A 19,502-nucleotide genomic window follows, 5' to 3' on the forward strand; every position below is an offset into this window, starting at 1 on the left:
GGAGCCTTCATGTCCGAGATCGCCGATCGCGTCCGCACCCAGCGTCAGCTCTGGGCCGCGCCGGGCAGCCGCCACGACCGATTCGTGACGGCGGCGCGCTGGATGCTGCCCAGCGCGATCGGCGTGCTGACCGCGTTCCTAGTGATGGCGCCGATCTATTCGTCGAGCGAGGTGTCCTTCGTCCTCGACAAGAAGAAGGTCGAGGTCGCGCAGGAACGGTTGAAGATCCAGGCCGCGCGATATCGCGGCGTCGACGACAAGGGACAGCCCTTCTCGCTCGACGCCGGGTCGGCGATCCAGCGTAGTTCGGCCGAGCCGGTGGTGCAGTTGAACCAGCTCGCCGCCGCCATCACCCTGTCGGACGGCCCCGCCACGGTCAGCGCCAATTCGGGCCGCTACGACATGCGGACCGAACAGGTGAAGCTGGACGGGCCGCTCGATTTCAAATCGGCGGGCGGTTACGACCTCCAGACGCACGACGCGACGATCGACCTGCAACAGCGCACCATGGAGTCGGGCGGCGCGGTGACGGGGCGCGTGCCCCAGGGAACGTTCAGCGCGAACAAGCTGCGCGCCAATCTGGAAGACCGGACCGTGACGCTGGACGGCAACGCCCGCTTGCGCATCGTCCCGCAAAGCACGAAATAGCCGGTCATGCACACGTTCATCGCCGCGACGGCGCCTGTCCTCATCGTCCTCGCGGCCGCGGCCCCGGCACAGACCCGGCACGACACGCGCGCGCCGATCGATTTTGGCGCGGACCATATCGAGTTGCAGGACAAGGCCAATCGCGGCGTGCTGTCTGGCAATGTCTCGGTACGGCAGGCGGAAATGACGCTGAACGCGGCGCGCATGACGGTGATCTATACCGGCCAGGTGATCGGCGGGAACCCGCAGGTCTCGCGGCTGGACGCCTCGGGCGGCGTGGTGGTCAAGCGGCCGGGCCAGACCGCGCGCAGCAACTATGCGGTCTATGATCTCAACCGGCGTGTCATCACCATGCTGGGCAACGTCACCCTGACCCAGGGCGGCAACACGGTGAATGGCGGGCGGCTGACCATCAATCTCGACACCGGGCGCGCGGTGATTGACGGATCGTCGGTGGCGGGCGGCGGTGGAGCCGGGACCGGCACGACGACGCGCGCACCCTCCGGGCGGGTTACGGGCACCTTCTCGGTCCCCAACCGCAACTGACGCGTGACGGACGGCGCCTTGCCGCGCTAACGTCCCGCAGGAAGAGAAGAGACTGGCCGATGGACATGGAAACCCCGATTCGCGAAGCGAGCGACCGCACCAGTCCGATCGAGGAGCCCCCGGTCGCCAATGGCCTTCAGGTCGTCTCGATCGCCAAGAGCTATGACAAGCGCACCGTCCTGACCGACGTGTCGGTATCGGTCGGGCGCGGCGAGGTGATTGGCCTGCTCGGCCCGAACGGTGCGGGCAAGACGACCTGCTTCTATTCGGTCATGGGCCTGGTGAAGCCCGATTCGGGTCGCATCATGCTCGATGGCGAGGATATCACGGGGCTTCCCATGTATCGCCGCGCGATCCTGGGCCTCGGCTATCTGCCGCAGGAAACCTCGATCTTTCGCGGGCTGTCGATCGAGAAGAACATCCTGACCGTGCTGGAACTGGCCGAACCCGATCCGGCCGAGCGCGCGCGCAAGCTGGACAAGCTGCTCGAGGAGTTCGGCCTGACCCGGCTGCGCGCCGCGCCCGCCATGGCGCTGTCGGGCGGCGAGCGTCGCCGCGCCGAGATCGCCCGGGCGCTGGCCGCCGATCCCTCGATCATGCTGCTCGACGAGCCGTTCGCGGGCATCGACCCCATCTCGATCGCCGACATCCGCGATCTGGTGAAGGATCTGAAACGGCGCGACATCGGCGTGCTCATCACCGACCATAATGTCCGCGAGACGCTGGACATCGTCGACCGCGCCTACATCATCTATGATGGCCGGGTGCTGTTCACCGGATCGCCGGAGGAGCTGGTCGCCGATGCCAATGTCCGACGCCTCTATCTGGGCGAGGGCTTTTCGCTCTGAGCGCATGAGGACCGCCCGTCGACCCGCACCTGATGGCTTGACCGGCGCGGCCCCTCTCCCGGGCGTGGGAAACGCGGCGTGAGCCTCGCCCCGCGCCTCGACATCCGCCAGTCGCAATCGCTGGTGATGACGCCCCAGCTCCAGCAGGCGATCAAGCTGCTGACGCTGTCCAACCTGGAGATCGAGGCCTTCATCGCCGAGGAGGTGGAGAAGAATCCGCTCCTCGACGCGACCGCCATGCGCGAGGTGGCGACCCCGGAGCGCCCCGAGCGCGAGGCCCCAGCCGGGGCCGACGAACTGGTGACGGGCACCGCCCCAGCCGAGGATCGCGGACTCGACCTCGATTATGCGACCGAAAGCCATCAGCAGGACAGCGTGGCCGATGGCGGCACCGGCCCCGATGGCGGCCTGTCGCTGAACGGCGGCGTCTCGGGGAGCGGGTCGGGCGGCGAAGACGGCCCGGACTGGGACGCCCTGCCCGACGCCGCGCCCAATCTCGCCGAGCATCTGGATGCGCAGGTCGCGCTGATCCTGTCGGGGCTCGACCGGACCATCGCGGCGCATATCATCGATCAACTCGACGAGGCGGGGTATCTGACCGTGCCGCTGTCCGACATCGCCGATCGTCTGGGCGTGTCCCTGTTCCGAGTCGAAGCGGTGCTGTCGGTGGTGCAGGGACTGGATCCGACCGGCGTGGGCGCGCGCGACCTGGCCGAGTGCCTGGCCCTCCAGGCGCGCGAGGCGGATCGCTATGATCCGTGCATGGCGCGGCTGATCGCCAATCTGGACCTGCTCGCGCGCGGCGACCTGGCCCGGCTGAAGCGGCTGTGCGGCGTCGATGACGAGGATATGGCGGACATGATCCGCGAACTGCGCAGCTATGATCCCAAACCCGGCTGTCGCTATGGCGGCGAACCCTGCCAGGCGGTGGTGCCCGACCTGTTCATCACGCGGACACGGAATGGCTGGGGCATCGAGCTGAACACCGCGACCCTGCCCCGGGTGCTGGTCAACCGGCGCTATTATCAGGAACTGCGCCAGGGGCCGCAGGACAAGGGGTCCAAGGCGTGGCTGGCCGACTGTCTGGCCAGCGCCAACTGGCTGATGAAGGCGCTCGATCAGCGGCAGCGGACGATCATCCGGGTCGCGACCGAGATCGTGAAGCAGCAGGAAGCCTTTTTCCTCCACGGGGTCGCGCATCTCCGCCCCCTGACGCTGGCGCGCGTGGCCGAGGCGATCGAAATGCACGAATCGACGGTCAGCCGCGTGACCAGCAACAAATATCTGAGCTGCGCGCGCGGCCTTTTCGAGCTGAAATATTTCTTCACCAGCGGCATCGCGGCGGCGGATGGCGGCGACGCGGTGTCGGCCGAGGCCGTGAAGAGCGCCATTCGGGCCCTGATCGCCAATGAGGGTGCCAAGATCCTGTCCGACGACACGCTGGTCGATCTGCTGCAGGCCAAGGGTTTCGACATCGCCCGACGGACGGTCGCCAAGTATCGCGAGTCGATGGGGATCGGCAGCTCGGTGCAGCGCCGCCGCGCCCGGACGCTGAACGGCTGAACCGCCGGCCGTCTTGTCCGGCTTCCAAGGTGTATTATATTTCAGATACACTGGCACAGGAGCCTGAGAGCGATGGGCAAGAAGAAGCACAAGAAAAAGCAGAAAAAGGCGGCGAAGGCCGACAATGCCGGGCCAGCCATGGCCTCGCCGCTCCACCGGATCGGCCAGACCCTGCTGGATCAGGCGCGCAGTCCGCTGGGGCGACAGGTGATCGCCGCCGGGCTGGTCGTCGCCGCGTCCGCGCTGGCGCGGGATGCCGCCCGACCCGCTTCCGGTGAAAGCGAGCCGCACCAGCCCGGCAACGAGGAGGATTCCGTGGCGCCGGTCGAATCCCAGCCGACCTCGCCGGGTGCGACATCCTCGGCCGCCGCGACCTCTGGTGCATCGCGTGACCTCCCGGACGTTGCCGGTCTGGCCGGTCTGGCCCTGTCGGCGCTGGACCATTTCATCCATCGCAAGGCCCCGACCGACAAGGCGTGACCCCGGATCGGCGCGACTCGTCATGTTGGCGATTCGGACCAGAGGCGTTGGTGCAAAACGGGGGGAGCAACTCAAGGCCGCTCTACCCCCGGCACCGGCGCGCGATGCCGGTCTTTCCGGCGGCTTCCACTCCTGCTTATCTTTTATTTGAAGCGCGACGACGGCAGCAGCCTAGGCCGAGCCGCGCGATATGCAAAGCCCAAAAAAAAGGCTGGTCGTGAGACCAGCCGTGAAAGTTTTTAGGAGAGGATGCCTGAAAGGCCCTTTCCCTCTGCCGCACGCTCACGATTAACACAATTGCAAGCTAAACAATTTTTGTTGCAATTATTGCAATCGTGCCCCGGCGACGCCCATCACGGGCCGCTCCGATCGTGACATCGACGTCATCTGAAATTTGCAATGGCTTCATGTATGTTTGTTCACACGGATATTTTGCCGTCGCGGCGGCCAAGATGGCTATTGTTACCACGCTGAATATCCGGTCGCTGTGGTGATCTTCGTGCAAAGTGATCCCGAACAACTCCGAAAAGAGATATATTTCGATCAAATCCTGCATCTAAAGGTTGACGTCGTGCGATTGACGGTTAGGTCAAGCCACAAATAACAGGAGCGTATCATGGCCGACGACCCTATCGATGTGAATGCCGTAGAACTGGCGACCGAATTGACCATCGCGTGGTTGGGTAATCCCAATACCCGCACCTCGTCGGAAGAGGTTCCGGCTTTCCTCAACAAGATGCACGAAACCGTGTCTTCGCTTCTGGGTTCGGCGCCGCAGACCGCCGATGTCGAAGCACCGACCGAGTATGTTCCGGCCGTTTCGGTCCGCAAGTCGTTGGCGTCGAAGGATCACATCGTTTCGATGATCGACGGCAAGCCGTACAAGACGCTGCGCCGCCACCTCGCGACCCATGGGCTGACCCCCGAAGAGTATCGCGAGCGCTATGGCCTGAAGCCCGATTATCCGATGGTTGCCGAAAGCTATTCGGAGAGCCGCCGTGCGATGGCCAAGAAGATCGGCCTGGGCCGCAAGCCCGGCCCGCGTAACGGCACCGCCGCGCCTGCGCCCCGCAAGTCGCGCAAGGCCGAGGCGACCGACGCCGAATAAGATCGGCGCGATCCCCTGATCGCGAAAGACCCGTCCGACCGCCCGCTCATCTCCCGGAGCGTGGATGGTCGGGCGGGTCTTTTTTTTCGTCGCGGAGCCGCCGATCGACGCAAGTCGAATGCCCGGACGAAACCGCCAGCGCCGACAGCCCTTCGCGCGGAGACCCGTTTTCCGAGGGCGTCTGTCGCATGGCGATGGATGTCATGGTCGACGGACGATGCCGCCGCGCATCACCGCGATGATCGGGGATTGCCCTGCCACGCCTCTCCGGGACGGATCGGGGTCGATGTCGTGACCTCGATGAAATAGCCGCCCTTGGCCCGCATGTAGAAGGACCAGGCGCCATGCATCTCCTGCGGCGCACGGACGTCCCACCCGTCCCCGCTCAGGCGGGCATGGAGGATATCCACCGCCTCGCGGGAATCCCGGATGAAGCCGACATGCAGGATGTCGAAACTCGCCGGATAGTCAAAACCGTCCAGCTTGGGCGTGAAATGGTTGAGGATCAGGACGAGTCCGTCATCGTCCTGCATGATCGCCATCATCCGCCCGCGCACGACCAGGGTACGCAGTCCGAAATAGCGCTCGAACATCACCCGATCGGCTTCGGTATCGTGGCTGTAGAGATTGATGTGGTCCAGCTTCATGCTCGGTCCCTTCCGTTCGAGAAACGGACACGGATCGACCAGAGCCTTTGGCGGCCATGACCGACCACGGGCATGGAGCAACCTCCATGTCGTGTCCGGCCAGGGCCAAGAGCGGGATCACCCGCTCAAGCGTGACTGTCTCCGCAGAGACCGCAGGTTGTCACCATACCTGCATCGCTGTCTTTTTAGGCGCACGAACATTGCCGCCGCGACGGGGGCGACGTCAAGCGATGCCTGGGGCGCTCACTGCCCGAAGCTGCCCTTGCGATAGAGCAAGGTGATCGCGACCCGACGGTTGCGAGGGTCCGACGGATTGTCGGTGATCATCGGCTCGCGATCGGCGACGCCCTCGATCCGCTCGAACCGCGACTCGGGCAGGCCACCGGCCGCCAGGCGGCGGCGGGTCGTCTCGGCGCGGCTGGACGACAGCATCCAGTTGTTCATCGCGCGCGGATCGCCATAGGGCACGCTGTCGGTATGGCCACGGATCATGATCGTATTGGGCAGTCCCGCGACCGACTGGGCGATGGTGCCGATCAGCGCCGAGGCTTCCGGCTCCAACTGCGTCGTGCCGCTGGCGAACATCGAATAATCGGCGTTGTCGACCAGGTCGATGCGCAGGCCGTCCTGGGTCGGGATGAAGCGGACATGCCGGGCCAGCTTCTTCAGCTCGGGCGTCGACTCCATCTTCTTCTGCACCGCCCTTTGCAACTCGGCAAAGCGCTTGCGGTCCAACGCCATGGTATTGGGATTGCGCAGCGAGCCCTTGTCGCCGGTCCCCGCCCTTTCGCCGCCATCGCCCGCCACCTTGGGCACGATGAGTTGGATGAGGCCGTTGCTGCCGCTCTGCTTCTCGCCCGCACCGGGGCCACCGTTCAGCACGCCGCCGCCGACGCCCTGCGACCGGGTATCGAGCAGGGTCGGCGCGAAATAGTCGGCGATGCCCTTGCGCTGCTTCTCGGTGGTCGCGCCCAGCAGCCAGAGCAGCAGGAAGAACGCCATCATCGCGGTCACGAAGTCGGCATAGGCGACCTTCCACGCGCCGCCATGATGACCGCCATGACCATCGGCGATGATCTTCTTGACGATGACGATCTTAGGCGGTTCGTTCTTCCCGTGCGGTGCGCGCGCCATCGCTTAGCGTCCCCGCAGGCCGTCAAACACCTCGGCGAAACCGGGCTGGTCCTTGTGCTTGATCCCCGAGCGCGCGGCTTCGATGACCAGCGGCTGCGGATGGCCGTGAAGCGAGGCGATGATGATCTGCTTGACCACGTGATAGATGGCGGCATCGGCGTCGATCACCTGCTTCAGGCGGCCCGCGAACGGATTCACGATACCATAAGCGAGCAGCACGCCCATGAAGGTGCCGACCAGCGCCGATCCGATCATGCCGCCCAGCACGCTCGGCGGCTTGTCGATCGAACCCATGGTCTTCACGATACCCAGCACCGCCGCGACGATGCCGAGCGCGGGCAGCGAGTCGGCCAGGCTCTGAAGCGTGCCCTGCGGCCCCTCCACTTCATGGTGATGGGTCTTGATGGCGTTGTCCATCACCTCCTCGACCGCATGCACGTCCAGCGTGCCCGACGACACGACGACCAGGCGCAGCGTGTCGGCGATCAGATTGACCAGCGTATGGTCGGCGAGCAGGCGGGGATATTCGGCGAAGACCGAGGAGGACTTGGGGTCCTCGACATGCGGCTCCAGCGCGATCGGGCCTTCGGTACGCAGCATCTTCATCAGCTTCGACACGAGGAAGATGACGTCGAGATAATCCTGCTTCTTGTATTTCGGCCCCTTGAAGATCTTGCCCATCGCGCCGCCCAGCGCCTTCAGCTCGGCCCCGCTGTTGCCGATGATCAGCGCGCCGACGGCCGCGCCGCCGATGATGAGCATTTCATGGGGAATCGCCTCGAACACGGGCCCCAGCGCACCGCCAGTGATGGCGAAGCCCCCGAAGACCATGCCGAGCAGGATGACAAGGCCGATGGCAGGAAACATGGTGAACCGATTCTCCAGCAGGGAGCGGCGCAAGGGCCGGCAGGTGTCTGGATTACAGTGACTTCGTCACCATAGGGTTACCGCGCGGGGAAAGGATGCGGGGGCGCGTGACGATTATTTCAGATAGTCGAACAGCGACAGGCCCGACAGCTTGGTGAAGCTGGCCTGCGTCGCCTGCAGCACGGTCATCGTCTGCTGCAACTGGGCGATATTGGTGGTGATGTCGGCATCCTCGACATTGGAGCGCATGGTGGCCCGGTCCGTGCTGGCCGTCCCCATCAACGTCTCCTGCAACGACACCCGCGTCTCGCGCGCGCCGATCGACGCCTGGACCGAGCCGACATTGTCGTTCGCGGCCTTCAGCTTGTCGATCGAATTGCGTACCGTGTCGTTCGACGAACCCGATGTCTTCAGCGCCGTGATGAGATCGCCCAGCACCGCGAAAGCGTCGGTGCTGCCCGACTGAAAGACCTGTTTGGCGCCCACCGTGACCTCGACCGACTGGTCGCGATCGATCGGCACGGCCGACACCGTGGAATCGGCATAGCTGACCGTGCTGCCCGACAACTGGACCGCGTTGGTGCCGTCGTTCGTGCCGAACAGCGGCTGGCCCCGCAGGTCGCGGGTATTGCCGAGCGTCACGAGCTGATCGCGGATCGCGCTCAACTGGTCGCCGATCACCGACCGGTCATAGTCGTTGAGCGTGCCGTTGGCCGCCTTGGTCGCCAGTTCGATGGCGTTGGTCAACTGGCTGCTGATCGATCCCAGCGTCGTATCGACCTGTTGCAACACCGATCTGGCGAGCGACAAATTGCTTTTATAGGCATCGGCATCCGCGTCGGCACGATCGAGCTGCGCGATCTGCGCGGAGGCGGCGGCATCGTCGGACGGCCTGGTCAGCCGCTTGCCGGTCGCGTTCTGCGTCATCAGGTCGTTGGCCTTGCTCTGCAGGGCCGCCATGCGCCGCGTGGCGCTGTCATACAGGGTGGAGGTCGAAATCTGCATCGCCGTCACCGAATATCCAATATGGTTTGAAGGGTTTCGCGCGCGATCTGGACGACGCGGCTCGACGCGGAATAGGCCTGCTGAAAGCGCATCAGCGACACCGCCTCATTGTCCAGCGTGACGCCGGTCGACCCGCTCAGCGCGGCCACGGCACCTTCGCGTATCGCGGTCTGCGCGTCCGCCACCGTCTGGCGCTGTTTCAGCGCGGCCGCGTTCTGCGTGATGATCTGGGTGACGCGGTTCTCAAACTGGCCGCTGGTGCGCGACGCTTCGATCGCCGAAAGATTGTCCGCGTTGCGCGCGCCCTGCCCGTTCGTCGCCGCCGCGATCTTCGAAGCATCGGTCAGCGCGACGGTCATCGACGCGGTCCCCGCGGTCAGGGTGAAGAGCGGCTGGCCGGTGGCGCCGTTCAGGTCCTGGCCCTGACCCTGGATCGTGTTGACCGTATCGGTGAAGTCCTTGGCGACCTGGGTGAAACTGTCGCGCATCGTGGCGATCCGCTCGGCCCCGTCGATCATCCCGCCGATCGTGCCCCCGCTGGGCACGATTTCGGAGGACTGGCCCTGCGACATGATGGTGAAGCTGATCCCGCCGCCGGTCTGGCGCTGATAATTGACCGCCGCGACCGTATCCGGGGACGCAAGGACAGGCCCGGAGCGATCGCCCATCCGCACGGTCGCGCGGCCCAGTTCGTCGGTGGTGACGTTGATGTCGGCCAGCGCGCTCATCTGCGACAGGATCTGGTCGCGCTGGTCTGCGAGCTGGGCCGCGGCGGAGCTGCCCGCCTGGGTGCGGGTCATGCCGTCATTGACCTTGGCCAGCGACGTCGCCAGCGAGGACAATCCCTGCGCGGCGTCGCGGGCCTTGCCGTCGAAATCGCTCTCCATCGCGTCGAACGCCCTGTCCGTCGCGGTGAAGGCCTGGGCCACCGACTTGGCGGATTCGAGCATGGTGGTGCGCAGCGCGCTGGAGGTCGTGTCCGCCGCCAGCGCGCGCGAGGCCGTGAAGAAGCTGGTCAGCCGGTCGGACACCTGGTCCCCGGTCATCACGTCCTGGATACGATTGAGCCAGACCGCGGCCGCCTCGGTCCGCTGCAGGTCCGAGGTCGCGGTCCGCACGCTCGCCGTCGCATAGCTGTCCGTGGCGCGGGCGATGCCCGTCACGATGACGCCACCGCCCGCCGTCAGGCGGCTGGCGGTGACCCCGCCCGGGGATGTCACCTCGCGAACATCGACGGAGCGACGCGAATAGCCGTCCGTGCCGGTGTTGGCGATGTTTTCGCCAACCGCCGTCAATGCGGTCTGATACGCCCGCACGCCCGAAGCGCCGATGGAGAGCAGGTCGCTCATGCGATTCGGAATAGGTTATGCGTGGTTAAGATCGGGTTTCGATTTGGCGAGAAACGCCGTGACCGCCTTGCCGATACCCATCGGCGCATGTTCCGCCATGGTCTGCGCCACCTGCTGGTCCTGCATGTCGCGGAACGTGTCGAGCGCCTTGGACTCGAACAGCGTGTCGCCCAGCTTGGTCTGGCGCATCGCCTTCAGCATCATGCCGTTGAAGATCGCCTCGAACTGGGTGCCCGCCTTGTCCAGATTGGCGCCGCTCGCCAGCCGCTTGGTATCGGTGGAAACCGATCCGGTGATCGGCGCGGCGGCGGGGGTGGATGCGATGCTCTGTGTCACAGGACGATCAACTCCGCCTTGAGGGCTCCGGCTTCCTTCAGCGCTTCGAGGATGGCGACCAGGTCGGACGGGGCCGCGCCGATCGCGTTCACCGCCTTGACGATATCGGCCAGCTTGGGGCCCGGGGCCAGGACGAACATCGGACGGCGCTCCTCCTCGACCGACACGCCCGACTTCTGGGTGATCGCGGTCTGGCCGCCGCTGAACGGACCGGGCTGGCTGACGCGCTGATTCTCGTCGATCTTGACGGTCAGCTTGCCATGGGTGACCGCGGCGGGACCGACCCGGACCGCCGAGTTGATGACGACGGTGCCGGTGCGGGCATTGACGATCACCCTGGCAGGCGGTTCGGCCGAGGCCACGTTCAGATTCTCGATCTCGGACATCAGGGTCGCACGGACATCGGCGCCCATCGGCGCGCGGACCGCGACCGACACGGCATCCATCGCCTGCGCACTGCCCATCCCCAGCCGGGCGTTGATCGCCTGCGCGACATTCTGCGCGGTGGTGAAGTCGGCGCGGGCCAGGTTGAAGGTCAGGGTCGGCGCGGTGTCGAAGCCGGTGGCGACCGCCCGCTCGACCGTCGCCCCCTCCGGGATGCGGCCGGTGGAGGGGACGTTGACGACGATCTTCGATCCGTCCGCGCCCTCCGCGCCCAGGCCGCCAACCGCCAGATTGCCCTGCGCCATCGCATAGATCTGGCCATCGGCACCCTGAAGCGGGGTGAGGATCAGGCTGCCGCCGCGAAGCGACTTGGCCTTGCCCATCGAGGAGACGGTGATGTCCAGCTTCTGCCCCGGCTTGGCGAAGGGCGGCAGTTCGGCCGTGACCATCACCACCGCGGCATTCTTCATGCCCGGATTGGCATTGGGCGGAAGCTGCAACCCGAAGCGCGAGACGACGGCCTTCAGCGACTGGACGGTATATTCCAGATTGTCGTCGCCCGTGCCCGGCAGACCGACGACGACGCCATAGCCGGTCAACTGGTTGGTGCGGATACCCTGGAACCCGCCCAGATCCTTGATCCGGTCGGCCGAGGCCGGACCCGCGATGCAAAGGCCGGCGAGAAGGATGGCGAGGAAGCGGAACATCATCGGTCTCCTGCCTCAGAACGGGCTGACGGCCTGGAAGAAGCGGCTCAGCCAACCCTGACGGCTGGCGCGGGCGACGTCCCCCTTGCCGGTATAGGCGATCTGCGCATCGGCGACGCGGGTCGACGCGACCCGGTTGTCGATGCCGACATCCGCCATGCGGACCAGGCCCTTGATCTGGATGAATTCGTCGCCGCGGTTCAGCGTCACGCGCTTCTGTCCCTGGACCAGCATGGTGCCGTTGGGGAACACCTGCGCCACGGTCACGCTGATCTCGCCCGACAGCGAATTGGACTGGTCGGCGGCGCCCGATCCGGTGAAGTTGCGGCTGCCGCTCATGCCGATGTCGGTCGACTTCAGCAGCGATCCCAGCGGCCCGGTGGTGGGCGGGGCCAGGCCCAGATCGCCCGACGAGCCAAGCTTGGACCCGGCGGACTTGGACGCCGCCGTCCGCTCGACCAGCACGATGGTCAGCGGGTCGCCGACGCGGCGCGCGCGCCAGCCTTCGTAGAGCGCGGCATAGCCGTCCGACGCCTGGAAGATCCCTCCGGTCGGCTGCGCGGGCGGCGCCATCGGCGTGGCCATGGGACGAACGGTGGTGAAGTCCTCGACCGGCTTCTTCCTGCCGAAGAGGCTCGCCTGGGCCGGGGCCGGAAGCATCGCGGCGGCGACCATCGCACCGGCCGCCGCGGCCAGCGCCAGCTCGATCGCATATTCGACGCGCGGAAGGGGGATGCGGCTCGCCATGGTCACAGATTCTGGTTCGCGTACTGGAGCATCTCGTCGGTCGACTTGATCATCTTCGAGTTGACCTCATAGGCACGCTGCGTCTCGATCATGTCGACCAGTTCCTCGACGACATTGACGTTCGAGCCCTCCAGCATGCCCTGGCGGATCTGGCCGCGCCCTTCGAGCCCCGCGACGCCCATGTTCGCCACGCCCGAGGCGGCGGTCTCGGTCAGGTAGTTGTCGCCCTTGGACTGAAGGCCCGCCGGGTTGGGGAAGCTCGCGATCTGGATCTGGCCGATCTCGGCCGGGGCGGTCTGGCCCGGCAAGGTCGCCGAGACGGTGCCGTCGGTGCCGATGGTGATCTGGGTCGTCCCCTCCGGCACGGTGATGCCCGGCATCACCTGATAGCCTTCCGACGTGACCAGCAGGCCCTCCGCCGAGCGCGAGAAATTGCCCGCGCGGGTATAGCCCAGCGTGCCGCCCGGCATCTGCACCTGGAAATAGCCATCGCCATCGAGCGCGAGGTCGAGGCTGTTGTTGGTGGTCTGCATCGCGCCCTGGGTGTTGATGCGCGCGGTGCCCTGGACGCGGACGCCGGTGCCCAGGTTCAGGCCGGTCGCATATTTGCTCTCGGTCGAGCTGGCCGCGCCCGGCGCGGTGACGACCTGATAGGCCAGGGTCTCGAACGCGGCGCGATCGCGCTTGAACCCCGTGGTGTTCACGTTGGCCAGATTGTTCGAGATGACCCGCATGCGCATATCCTGGGCATCGAGCCCGGTGCGCGCGACGTGCATGGCGGCGGAAGACATGTCTCTCTAATCCTCAGCTCGGCAGCCGCATCAGCGATGCGCTGTTCTCGTCCATCGACTTGGCCTCTTTCATCAGGTTGGCCTGAACCTCGTAACTGCGCTGGTTCTCGATCATGTCGACCAGCGTCTGCGTCATGTTGACGTTGGAGCCTTCCAGCGCACCCGCCTGGACGGTGGCGTCCATGTCCTGCGGCAAGGCGCCCCCGCCCTTCACGCGCAGCAGATTGTCCAGCCCCTTGACCGTCTGCGACCCGCGCGTGTCGGCCAGCTTGATACGGTCGATCACCTGCGGCTGCGTGTCGGAGCCGGAGCCCAGCGGCACGATCGACACCGTACCGTCGGGCGCCACGGTCAGCGAATTATAGGGCGGGACCGTGATCGGGCCGGTCTGGCCGACCACCGGAAAGCCGTCGCCGGTCTGGAGCACGCCCGAGGCCGTCACCTCCAGGTCGCCGCGACGCGTATAGGCCTCCGACCCGTCGGGCGCCTGCACCGCCAGCCAGGCGGTGCCGGTCGCGATCGCGACGTCCAGCGGGTTGCCCGTCTGCTGCACGGTGCCCGGTGCGCGGTCGGCGTCGGTCACTTCCTCGGCACTGGGCATCCGCGCCTCGAAGGCCGCGCCGCCGCCCTTCAGGTCGATACGGTCGAACACGACCCGGTCCGAACGGAATCCGATCGTCGAGGCATTGGCCATGTTGTTGGCGATCGCGGTCTGCGCCGCCATGTGTGCGCGCAGGCCCGTCGCCGCCGTATAGACCAGCTTGTCCATCGCTGTCCCCTGTTAGCCCCCGCCTTCGCTTAGCTGCGGATGTTGAAGATGGCCTGCGAGATCTGGTTGGCGGTATCGAGCGCCTTGGCATTCGCCTGGAAATTGCGCTGCGCCGAGATCAGGCTGACCAGTTCCTCGGTGATGTCGACGTTGGAGCCTTCCAGCGTGCTCGACCGGATCGCCCCGTACGAGCCCTGATTGGCGGTGCCGATCACCGGATTGCCCGACAGGCCGGTCGCCTGCCAATAGCTGTCGCCTTGCTGGCGCAGGCCCGGCATGTTGACGAAATCGGCCAGCGCGACCTTGCCCAGCTTGGCCGTCTCGCCATTCGAGAAGGAGGCGGTGATCAGGCCGTCATTGCCCACCGACAGGCCCGACAGGGTGCCGATCGCCTTGCCGTCCTGGGTGCGCGACGCGACCGAGAAGATCGACCCCGCCTGCGACGTGCCGGTATAGTCGATCGACAGCGGCTGCGCCGTCGTCGAGGTGTGCGGGGTGAAGGAGTCGAACGCCACCGCCTTGGTCGGGGCGGTCATGTTGCCGTTCGCGTCGAAGGTCAGCTGGACGGGATTGGTGGACCCGCCATTGGTGGTGAGCTGCTGGTCGTCGACGAAGCTATAGACCAGCCAGGCGCTGCTGCCGTCGGCCGTCGGGATGTCGTTGCCCTGCGCGTCCTTCTCCAGCGGCTTGCGGACATAATAGTTGGTCAGGGTCATGGCGTTGCCCGACGTGTCGTAGATCTTGGTCTGCGTCGTGTTGTTGTAGCTGCCCATGTTCGACCGGTTGAACGCGATGGTGGGCGCGACCGTCGTGGAGGACAGATTGAGGTCCATCGACACCTTCTTGGTGGCGACGGGCTGGCCGCTGGTCGCGGGAAGCTGCAGGCTGGTCAGCCCGTCCAGTCCGGTCGCTGTGGGGTTGCCGTCGACGTCCACCGGGATCACCTGCAGCCGACCGCCATTGACGTCGGTCACATAATTCTGCTGGTCGACCTGGAAGGCACCGTTGCGGGTATATTGCAGCGGCCCCTTGCCGGGGGACTGCACCGCGAAGAAGCCGTCGCCCTGGATCGCGAGGTCCAGCGCGTTGGCGGTGGTGTTGTAATTGCCTTCCTTGAACTGCTGGCGATTGGCCTTGACCATCACGCCCGAGCCGACCTGCTTGGTGGGATCGGTCGCGAAGCTGGCGGCCATGACGTCGGTGAACTGCGCGTCGCTCTTCTTGAAGCCGTTGGTCGCGACATTGGCGACATTGTGCGAGATGACGGCCAGATCGGTCTGCGAAGCCTGGAGGCCGCTCAGCGAGGTATAGAAGGACATGGGCGATTTTCCTCTATGGAAAGGGGATCAGCCGACCGAGCGGACGGCGGAGATGTTGATCTGGCCGAGGCCGGCGACGGTCAGGACGGGATCCCCGCTGCTCGGCATCGACACCGACTGGACCGGCGCCCAGACCAGCGGGCGGCCCGACACGGCCGAGACGCCGTCATTGGCGTTGAGCGTGACGGTGAAGGGGCCGCTGCCCGCGTCCTGGCCGCTGTCGGTCTTGCCGTTCCAGTCGAAGCTGGCGGTGCCCGCCTTCTGCGCGCCCAGCGACAGCGTCTTCAGCGGATTGCCCTGCGCGTCCGCGATCGTGACCGAGACGTTCGACGCCGCGCTGTCCAGCTCGACCGCGCCCGCAATGCCGCCGCTGGTCCGGCCATAGGCGACCGATCCGGCGGTCAGCACCGTCTTGCCGACATAGCTCATCGCGTCGGCCCTGGTCGTGCCGCTCATCTTGGCGGCCATCGCCGTCAGGGTGGTGTTCATCTCGGAGATGCCCGCCACGCTGGAGAACTGCGCCATCTGGGCCACCATCTGGGTGTTGTCCATCGGCGAGAACGGATCCTGGTTCTGCAACTGCGCGGTCATCAGTTTGAGGAAGGCGGACTGGTCGAGCGTGTCCGACTTCTTCGTCGTGGTCGTCGCGGTGGAGCCGCTGGCCGCGCCAGACCGACGTACGCCGAGCGAGTCGAGAGTCGAATCCAGGGTGGTGGAAGTGGTCATGATCAGCGGCCCAGCTTGAGGGTATCGAGGATCAGCGACTTGGCGGTCTGCATCACCTCGACATTGTTCTGATAGGTGCGGGCCGTCTCCATCATGTCGACCAGCTCGCGGGTCTCGTCGACGGCGGCCTCGTAGATATTGCCGTCCTTGTCGGCCAAGGGGTTGTTCGGATCGTGCCGCTTGGTCGGCCCTTCGCCCGCCGTCACGATCCGCTCGACATCGACCGTCGACAGGCCGGTCGCGGCATCGAAGCTGGTGCGGAACACCGGCTTGAGCGTGCGGTATGCGGTGTCGGCCGAGCCGGTGACGTCCCCGGCATTGGCCAGGTTCGACGCGGTGGTGTTCATGCGGATCAGCTGCGCCGACATGGCGCGCCCCGAAACCTGGAAGATCGAAAGAGGAGCCTCGCCCATGGTCATTCGCCCTTCAGCGCGCGGGTGATGGTGGCGATGCGACCGTTCAGGAACGACAAGGTCGTCTGATACTGGACCGCGTTCTCGGCAAAGGCGGTCTGCTCCTGGTTGAGTTCGACCGTATTGCCATCGAGCGACGTCTGGATCGGCACGCGATATTTCGTCGCCCCGCCAATCCCCTGGCTGTCCGCCTGGCCGCCCTCGACCGCGGCGAGCGCCGCCTTGAAATCGATGTCGCGCGCCTTGAAGCCCGGGGTGGAGGCATTGGCGATGTTGGAAGCCAGCACACCCATCCGCTGCGCCCGAACCTCAAGAGCGGCGCCGTGCACGCCGAACAGTGTCTCATTGGCCATCGTCAAAACCTCCTTTCCGGTGCACCCTCGCGGCGCAGGCGAAGGTTACGCAACAGCCGTGCCAATTTGACGCCCGCGAAGGGGAGAGGCCCGGAAGGCCATCGACGGCACCCCGCATCCGGCAATGCCTTGCCGCCACCTTGCCGGTTGGCGGCAAAGCGGCGGCAAGGCGCTGGCGGGGACGGCAGGGGCGAGCCCGCGGCGACAGGCAAGGCATGAAACTGGCCCGCCGCTTGCAAAGCACGGGCGCATGAACGGATTGCCGCCTCTTTCCCACTTCCTGGACCCCGCCGCTTTCGCCATCGTGCTCGGCGGCACGCTGGTCGCGACCCTGCTTCGCACGCCGTGGCGCGATGCCCGGCGCAGCGTCCGCGCGCTGCGGGTGCTGGGCCGCGCGCCCTGGTCGGCCGATCCGCTGCTCGAACAGATCACCCATCTGGCCCGGATCGCCCGGCGGCACGGCGTGGTGACGCTCGACCGCTCGGTCATCACCGACCCCGACCTGGCCGAGGCGATCGGCGCGATCGTCGATGGCGAGCGGCCCGAGACGGTGACCTCGCGCATGCGCCAGGCGCGCCTCGCCCGGATCGAGCGCCATATGGCGGTCGCCGATATCTGGGCGGGGGCGGCCGAGGCGGCCCCGGCCATGGGCATGGTGGGCACCTTGATCGGGCTGGCGGCGATGTTCGCGACCATGAACGATCCCCAGCGTATCGGTGGCGCGATGGCGATTGCGCTGCTCGCGACGCTTTATGGCGCGCTGTTCGCCAACATGGTCGCCCAGCCCATCGCCATGCGCCTGCGCCGCGCCTCCAGGATCGAGGCGTTCGAACGCGCACGGATCGAACTGCCGCTTGCCGCGCTCGCCGCGCGGGAGGCCCCGATCACCGGTGTCAGCGGCCCCACGCCGCCGCGCCGCCCGCTGGCGACCGTCGCATGACCGACTTTGATTACCCCGCCCCTACCCCCAGCCGCCCGCTCTGGCTGGTGACCTTGGCCGATCTGGCGTTGCTGCTGATCGGCTTCCTGGTGCTGGTGCAGGCGATGGGCAAGGATCGCCGCCCCGCCCTGGCCGACAGCCTGCGTGCCGAATTCGGTCCGGCGGGCCTGACGCAGCCGGCCCCGGCCCCCACCCCTGCGCCGATCATGCCGGTGGCCGCCGCCGCCCTGCACTTCGCCCCCGGCTCGGCGATCCCGGTCGCGCCCGATGCCGATCTGGGCCGCTGGGCGCGCGAGGCGCTGGCCGATCCGCGCGTTCGCCTGTCGATCACGGGCGCGACCGACGGCAGCCCCGCCGATGTCGACCCGGTGAGCCGCAGCGCGATCGTACTCGCCGCCGACCGGGCGCGCGCCGCCGCAGCGCTGATCGGCCCGGCCGCCGCCGACCGCGTGATCCTGTCGACCGCCACCGCGCCCGGGCGGCGACACGCCCTGGTCACCCTCGTCTTTTCCGGTGAATCCCGAAGGAAGCCCCGATGATCCTGCCCCTCTTGCTGGCCGCCGCCGGCTTTCAGAATGTCGCCGCGCTCGATTCCGCCGTGGCCGCCTTTACCGGGCGGCCGATCGGGGTGGAGGGCGGCGCCCGCTCGGCGATCGATGCCCGGCTGAAGCTCGCCCAATGCCCGACGGTCGCGCTGTCATGGCGGACCGACACGCATGACGCGGTGGTGGTCACCTGCTCCAGCCCGCAATGGCGCATCTTCGTCCCGGTTCTCGCCGCGCCGCGCGCGGTCGCTGCGCCGGCGGCCATGACCATCGCCGCCGTCAAGCAGGAGCCCGTCATCCGGCGCGGCGACCCGGTGATCATCGAGGCGGGATCGGACGGCTTCTCGATCACGCGCGACGGTGTCGCCATGGCCGATGCCGCGCCGGGCGCGCATTTCCTCGTCAAGATCGACTCCGCGCGCCAGCCGATCCAGGCCGTCGCACTGGCCAGCGGCCGCGCCACCCTGCCCGGCTGGTCCGAATAAGCGGGCGGAGTGATCGGACAGGTTTGTCGGCATGCGCGATTTTACGACTAAAGGATTTCACCGCCCGGCCGTTTCATGGAATGTCAGCGAAACCGATAGGTGCGGGCATGGTGGAAATTTCAACGTCAAGGCTGAATGCCGGGGATATAAGGGTCGCGCGGGTCGCCGTGTCGACGCACGCCTCCGCGACGGCCGCCGGGACCGCCCCGGTCGGTGCACAGACCGCCTCTACGGCGACAGAAGGCAATACGAGCGCGCTGAGTGGGCTGGCGAGCGTCATGGCCGCGCAGCCCCCGGTCAATCAGGAGCGTATCGCCCAGATCAAGAAGGCGATCGCGGACGGCAATTTTCCGATCCTGCCGGCGACCATCGCCGACCAGATGATCGCCCTGAAGCTGAGCTGGAGCGACAATGACGCGGCGTGACGCCCTGATCCGGGTCATCGAGGCCCTTCATCGTGAGATCGCGGCCCTCAAGGTCAATGATGTCGCCGGCCTGGAGCGCGCGACCCAGGACAAGCTGGCCGCGATCGAGGAGGTCGCGTCGCTGGGCACCGGCCCGGCCGGCCCCGAACTGCGCGAACTGGCCGACGAAGCCAATCGCCTGAACGAGACCTGCCGCATCTATGTCAACCTGATGGCGGCCAATGTCCGTCGCCGGTTGCAGACCCTGACCGGCGATGCCGGTGCGGGCTATCGGCCGATGATGCGCGCCTACGCCTGATTGCCGCTTGCCGGACGGCAAGGCCTTGCCGCTTTGCCGGATCGGCCGGAGACAGGGCGGCACCACGTT

At 66.6% G+C, this 19,502-nt stretch carries 26 protein-coding genes; 11 read left to right on the forward strand and 15 right to left on the reverse strand.

Translation table 11 applies throughout. The annotated features are described in order from the left end of the window. Positions 1 to 9: 9 nt before the first annotated feature. The 5 genes from lptC (at position 10) to ABDV78_RS06630 (ending at position 4,085) form a co-directional block, all read left to right on the forward strand. Positions 10 to 648 carry an LPS export ABC transporter periplasmic protein LptC gene (lptC, locus tag ABDV78_RS06610; protein ID WP_343526560.1) on the forward strand — a complete coding sequence of 213 codons (639 nt, stop codon included), beginning with the start codon at positions 10 to 12 and terminating at the stop codon, positions 646 to 648. Between the two features lie 6 nt (positions 649 to 654). Next, positions 655 to 1,194, forward strand: coding sequence for an LptA/OstA family protein (locus ABDV78_RS06615; RefSeq protein ID WP_343526561.1), 540 nt, complete (start codon positions 655 to 657; stop codon positions 1,192 to 1,194). Between the two features lie 59 nt (positions 1,195 to 1,253). Beyond that, positions 1,254 to 2,042 carry an LPS export ABC transporter ATP-binding protein gene (gene lptB, locus ABDV78_RS06620; protein WP_343526562.1) on the forward strand — a complete coding sequence of 263 codons (789 nt, stop codon included), beginning with the start codon at positions 1,254 to 1,256 and terminating at the stop codon, positions 2,040 to 2,042. A gap of 78 nt (positions 2,043 to 2,120) precedes the next feature. Continuing rightward, positions 2,121 to 3,605: an RNA polymerase factor sigma-54 gene (gene rpoN, locus ABDV78_RS06625; RefSeq protein ID WP_343526563.1), complete on the forward strand. Its 1,485-nt coding sequence runs from the start codon at positions 2,121 to 2,123 to the stop codon at positions 3,603 to 3,605. 72 nt (positions 3,606 to 3,677) lie between these two features. Continuing rightward, on the forward strand, positions 3,678 to 4,085 hold the full coding sequence (locus ABDV78_RS06630) for a hypothetical protein (protein ID WP_343526564.1): 408 nt from the start codon (positions 3,678 to 3,680) through the stop codon (positions 4,083 to 4,085). Between the two features lie 304 nt (positions 4,086 to 4,389). Here ABDV78_RS06630 and ABDV78_RS06635 read toward each other — a convergent pair whose 3' ends face one another. After that, positions 4,390 to 4,641 (reverse strand): hypothetical protein, encoded by a 252-nt coding sequence (locus ABDV78_RS06635; protein ID WP_343526565.1) that lies wholly within the window; start codon positions 4,639 to 4,641, stop codon positions 4,390 to 4,392. 60 nt (positions 4,642 to 4,701) lie between these two features. Here ABDV78_RS06635 and ABDV78_RS06640 point away from each other — a divergent pair, with 60 nt between their 5' ends. Then, entirely contained in the window at positions 4,702 to 5,193 is a 492-nt protein-coding gene (locus ABDV78_RS06640) for a MucR family transcriptional regulator (RefSeq protein WP_343526566.1), read from the forward strand. Between the two features lie 230 nt (positions 5,194 to 5,423). On the opposite strand, the gene ABDV78_RS06645 is transcribed toward ABDV78_RS06640, so the two are convergent. From ABDV78_RS06645 to flgB, 14 genes are all read right to left on the reverse strand, one after another. After that, a complete protein-coding gene (locus tag ABDV78_RS06645) occupies positions 5,424 to 5,840 on the reverse strand; it encodes a VOC family protein (protein ID WP_343526567.1) in 417 nt (138 codons plus the stop codon). A gap of 243 nt (positions 5,841 to 6,083) precedes the next feature. Next, complete coding sequence (locus tag ABDV78_RS06650; protein ID WP_343526568.1) at positions 6,084 to 6,974, reverse strand: flagellar motor protein MotB; 891 nt, start codon at positions 6,972 to 6,974, stop codon at positions 6,084 to 6,086. A gap of 3 nt (positions 6,975 to 6,977) precedes the next feature. Continuing rightward, positions 6,978 to 7,841, reverse strand: a complete 864-nt coding sequence (gene motA, locus ABDV78_RS06655; RefSeq protein ID WP_343526569.1) for a flagellar motor stator protein MotA — start codon at positions 7,839 to 7,841, stop codon at positions 6,978 to 6,980. Positions 7,842 to 7,955: 114 nt separating this feature from the next. Further along, positions 7,956 to 8,846 carry a flagellar hook-associated protein FlgL gene (flgL, locus tag ABDV78_RS06660; RefSeq protein WP_343526639.1) on the reverse strand — a complete coding sequence of 297 codons (891 nt, stop codon included), beginning with the start codon at positions 8,844 to 8,846 and terminating at the stop codon, positions 7,956 to 7,958. Between the two features lie 5 nt (positions 8,847 to 8,851). Further along, a complete protein-coding gene (gene flgK, locus ABDV78_RS06665; RefSeq protein WP_343526570.1) occupies positions 8,852 to 10,195 on the reverse strand; it encodes a flagellar hook-associated protein FlgK in 1,344 nt (447 codons plus the stop codon). Positions 10,196 to 10,210: 15 nt separating this feature from the next. Beyond that, the gene (locus ABDV78_RS06670; protein ID WP_343526571.1) at positions 10,211 to 10,531 is read right to left on the reverse strand and encodes a rod-binding protein; all 321 of its coding nucleotides are present in this window, start codon (positions 10,529 to 10,531) and stop codon (positions 10,211 to 10,213) included. Further along, positions 10,528 to 11,622, reverse strand: a complete 1,095-nt coding sequence (locus ABDV78_RS06675) for a flagellar basal body P-ring protein FlgI (RefSeq protein WP_343526640.1) — start codon at positions 11,620 to 11,622, stop codon at positions 10,528 to 10,530. The genes ABDV78_RS06670 and ABDV78_RS06675 overlap by 4 nt, the downstream gene beginning before the upstream one ends. Before the next feature lie 15 nt (positions 11,623 to 11,637). Further along, positions 11,638 to 12,297 (reverse strand): flagellar basal body L-ring protein FlgH, encoded by a 660-nt coding sequence (locus tag ABDV78_RS06680; protein ID WP_343526641.1) that lies wholly within the window; start codon positions 12,295 to 12,297, stop codon positions 11,638 to 11,640. A 74-nt stretch (positions 12,298 to 12,371) separates the two neighbouring features. Beyond that, positions 12,372 to 13,160, reverse strand: a complete 789-nt coding sequence (flgG, locus tag ABDV78_RS06685; protein WP_343526572.1) for a flagellar basal-body rod protein FlgG — start codon at positions 13,158 to 13,160, stop codon at positions 12,372 to 12,374. Between the two features lie 13 nt (positions 13,161 to 13,173). Continuing rightward, complete coding sequence (gene flgF / locus ABDV78_RS06690; RefSeq protein WP_343526574.1) at positions 13,174 to 13,929, reverse strand: flagellar basal body rod protein FlgF; 756 nt, start codon at positions 13,927 to 13,929, stop codon at positions 13,174 to 13,176. A 29-nt stretch (positions 13,930 to 13,958) separates the two neighbouring features. Beyond that, positions 13,959 to 15,248: a flagellar hook protein FlgE gene (locus ABDV78_RS06695; protein WP_343526576.1), complete on the reverse strand. Its 1,290-nt coding sequence runs from the start codon at positions 15,246 to 15,248 to the stop codon at positions 13,959 to 13,961. A gap of 27 nt (positions 15,249 to 15,275) precedes the next feature. Beyond that, the gene (locus ABDV78_RS06700; RefSeq protein ID WP_343526577.1) at positions 15,276 to 15,974 is read right to left on the reverse strand and encodes a flagellar hook capping FlgD N-terminal domain-containing protein; all 699 of its coding nucleotides are present in this window, start codon (positions 15,972 to 15,974) and stop codon (positions 15,276 to 15,278) included. Between the two features lie 2 nt (positions 15,975 to 15,976). Further along, entirely contained in the window at positions 15,977 to 16,387 is a 411-nt protein-coding gene (gene flgC / locus ABDV78_RS06705) for a flagellar basal body rod protein FlgC (protein WP_343526642.1), read from the reverse strand. Positions 16,388 to 16,389: 2 nt separating this feature from the next. Beyond that, entirely contained in the window at positions 16,390 to 16,740 is a 351-nt protein-coding gene (gene flgB, locus ABDV78_RS06710; RefSeq protein WP_343526579.1) for a flagellar basal body rod protein FlgB, read from the reverse strand. 250 nt (positions 16,741 to 16,990) lie between these two features. Between flgB and ABDV78_RS06715 the strand changes: the two genes are divergently transcribed. From ABDV78_RS06715 to ABDV78_RS06735, 5 genes are all read left to right on the forward strand, one after another. After that, positions 16,991 to 17,680 (forward strand): MotA/TolQ/ExbB proton channel family protein, encoded by a 690-nt coding sequence (locus ABDV78_RS06715; RefSeq protein ID WP_343526580.1) that lies wholly within the window; start codon positions 16,991 to 16,993, stop codon positions 17,678 to 17,680. Continuing rightward, positions 17,677 to 18,219, forward strand: coding sequence for a flagellar motor protein MotB (locus tag ABDV78_RS06720; protein ID WP_343526581.1), 543 nt, complete (start codon positions 17,677 to 17,679; stop codon positions 18,217 to 18,219). The genes ABDV78_RS06715 and ABDV78_RS06720 overlap by 4 nt, the downstream gene beginning before the upstream one ends. Continuing rightward, positions 18,216 to 18,710, forward strand: coding sequence for a flagella basal body P-ring formation protein FlgA (locus tag ABDV78_RS06725; protein ID WP_343526582.1), 495 nt, complete (start codon positions 18,216 to 18,218; stop codon positions 18,708 to 18,710). The genes ABDV78_RS06720 and ABDV78_RS06725 overlap by 4 nt, the downstream gene beginning before the upstream one ends. A 167-nt stretch (positions 18,711 to 18,877) precedes the next feature. Continuing rightward, positions 18,878 to 19,135 carry a flagellar biosynthesis anti-sigma factor FlgM gene (gene flgM, locus ABDV78_RS06730; RefSeq protein WP_343526584.1) on the forward strand — a complete coding sequence of 86 codons (258 nt, stop codon included), beginning with the start codon at positions 18,878 to 18,880 and terminating at the stop codon, positions 19,133 to 19,135. Beyond that, the gene (locus ABDV78_RS06735) at positions 19,122 to 19,433 is read left to right on the forward strand and encodes a flagellar protein FlgN (RefSeq protein WP_343526585.1); all 312 of its coding nucleotides are present in this window, start codon (positions 19,122 to 19,124) and stop codon (positions 19,431 to 19,433) included. The genes flgM and ABDV78_RS06735 overlap by 14 nt, the downstream gene beginning before the upstream one ends. The last annotated feature ends 69 nt before the right edge of the window (positions 19,434 to 19,502 follow it).

Origin of the sequence: Sphingomonas sp., assembly GCF_039594485.1 — a bacterium.
Lineage (GTDB): Bacteria > Pseudomonadota > Alphaproteobacteria > Sphingomonadales > Sphingomonadaceae > Sphingomonas.

Coding starts and splice junctions, on each gene's coding strand:
- lptC (WP_343526560.1), top strand. CDS start 10: ATGTCCGAGATCGCCGATCGCGTCCGCACCCAGCGTCAGCTCTGGGCC.
- ABDV78_RS06615 (WP_343526561.1), top strand. CDS start 655: ATGCACACGTTCATCGCCGCGACGGCGCCTGTCCTCATCGTCCTCGCG.
- lptB (WP_343526562.1), top strand. CDS start 1,254: ATGGACATGGAAACCCCGATTCGCGAAGCGAGCGACCGCACCAGTCCG.
- ABDV78_RS06630 (WP_343526564.1), top strand. CDS start 3,678: ATGGGCAAGAAGAAGCACAAGAAAAAGCAGAAAAAGGCGGCGAAGGCC.
- ABDV78_RS06635 (WP_343526565.1), bottom strand. CDS start 4,641: ATGCAGGATTTGATCGAAATATATCTCTTTTCGGAGTTGTTCGGGATC.
- ABDV78_RS06640 (WP_343526566.1), top strand. CDS start 4,702: ATGGCCGACGACCCTATCGATGTGAATGCCGTAGAACTGGCGACCGAA.
- ABDV78_RS06645 (WP_343526567.1), bottom strand. CDS start 5,840: ATGAAGCTGGACCACATCAATCTCTACAGCCACGATACCGAAGCCGAT.
- ABDV78_RS06650 (WP_343526568.1), bottom strand. CDS start 6,974: ATGGCGCGCGCACCGCACGGGAAGAACGAACCGCCTAAGATCGTCATC.
- motA (WP_343526569.1), bottom strand. CDS start 7,841: ATGTTTCCTGCCATCGGCCTTGTCATCCTGCTCGGCATGGTCTTCGGG.
- flgL (WP_343526639.1), bottom strand. CDS start 8,846: ATGCAGATTTCGACCTCCACCCTGTATGACAGCGCCACGCGGCGCATG.
- flgK (WP_343526570.1), bottom strand. CDS start 10,195: ATGAGCGACCTGCTCTCCATCGGCGCTTCGGGCGTGCGGGCGTATCAG.
- ABDV78_RS06675 (WP_343526640.1), bottom strand. CDS start 11,622: ATGTTCCGCTTCCTCGCCATCCTTCTCGCCGGCCTTTGCATCGCGGGT.
- ABDV78_RS06680 (WP_343526641.1), bottom strand. CDS start 12,297: ATGGTCGCCGCCGCGATGCTTCCGGCCCCGGCCCAGGCGAGCCTCTTC.
- flgG (WP_343526572.1), bottom strand. CDS start 13,160: ATGTCTTCCGCCGCCATGCACGTCGCGCGCACCGGGCTCGATGCCCAG.
- flgF (WP_343526574.1), bottom strand. CDS start 13,929: ATGGACAAGCTGGTCTATACGGCGGCGACGGGCCTGCGCGCACACATG.
- ABDV78_RS06695 (WP_343526576.1), bottom strand. CDS start 15,248: ATGTCCTTCTATACCTCGCTGAGCGGCCTCCAGGCTTCGCAGACCGAT.
- ABDV78_RS06700 (WP_343526577.1), bottom strand. CDS start 15,974: ATGACCACTTCCACCACCCTGGATTCGACTCTCGACTCGCTCGGCGTA.
- flgC (WP_343526642.1), bottom strand. CDS start 16,387: ATGGGCGAGGCTCCTCTTTCGATCTTCCAGGTTTCGGGGCGCGCCATG.
- flgB (WP_343526579.1), bottom strand. CDS start 16,740: ATGGCCAATGAGACACTGTTCGGCGTGCACGGCGCCGCTCTTGAGGTT.
- ABDV78_RS06715 (WP_343526580.1), top strand. CDS start 16,991: ATGAACGGATTGCCGCCTCTTTCCCACTTCCTGGACCCCGCCGCTTTC.
- ABDV78_RS06720 (WP_343526581.1), top strand. CDS start 17,677: ATGACCGACTTTGATTACCCCGCCCCTACCCCCAGCCGCCCGCTCTGG.
- ABDV78_RS06725 (WP_343526582.1), top strand. CDS start 18,216: ATGATCCTGCCCCTCTTGCTGGCCGCCGCCGGCTTTCAGAATGTCGCC.
- ABDV78_RS06735 (WP_343526585.1), top strand. CDS start 19,122: ATGACGCGGCGTGACGCCCTGATCCGGGTCATCGAGGCCCTTCATCGT.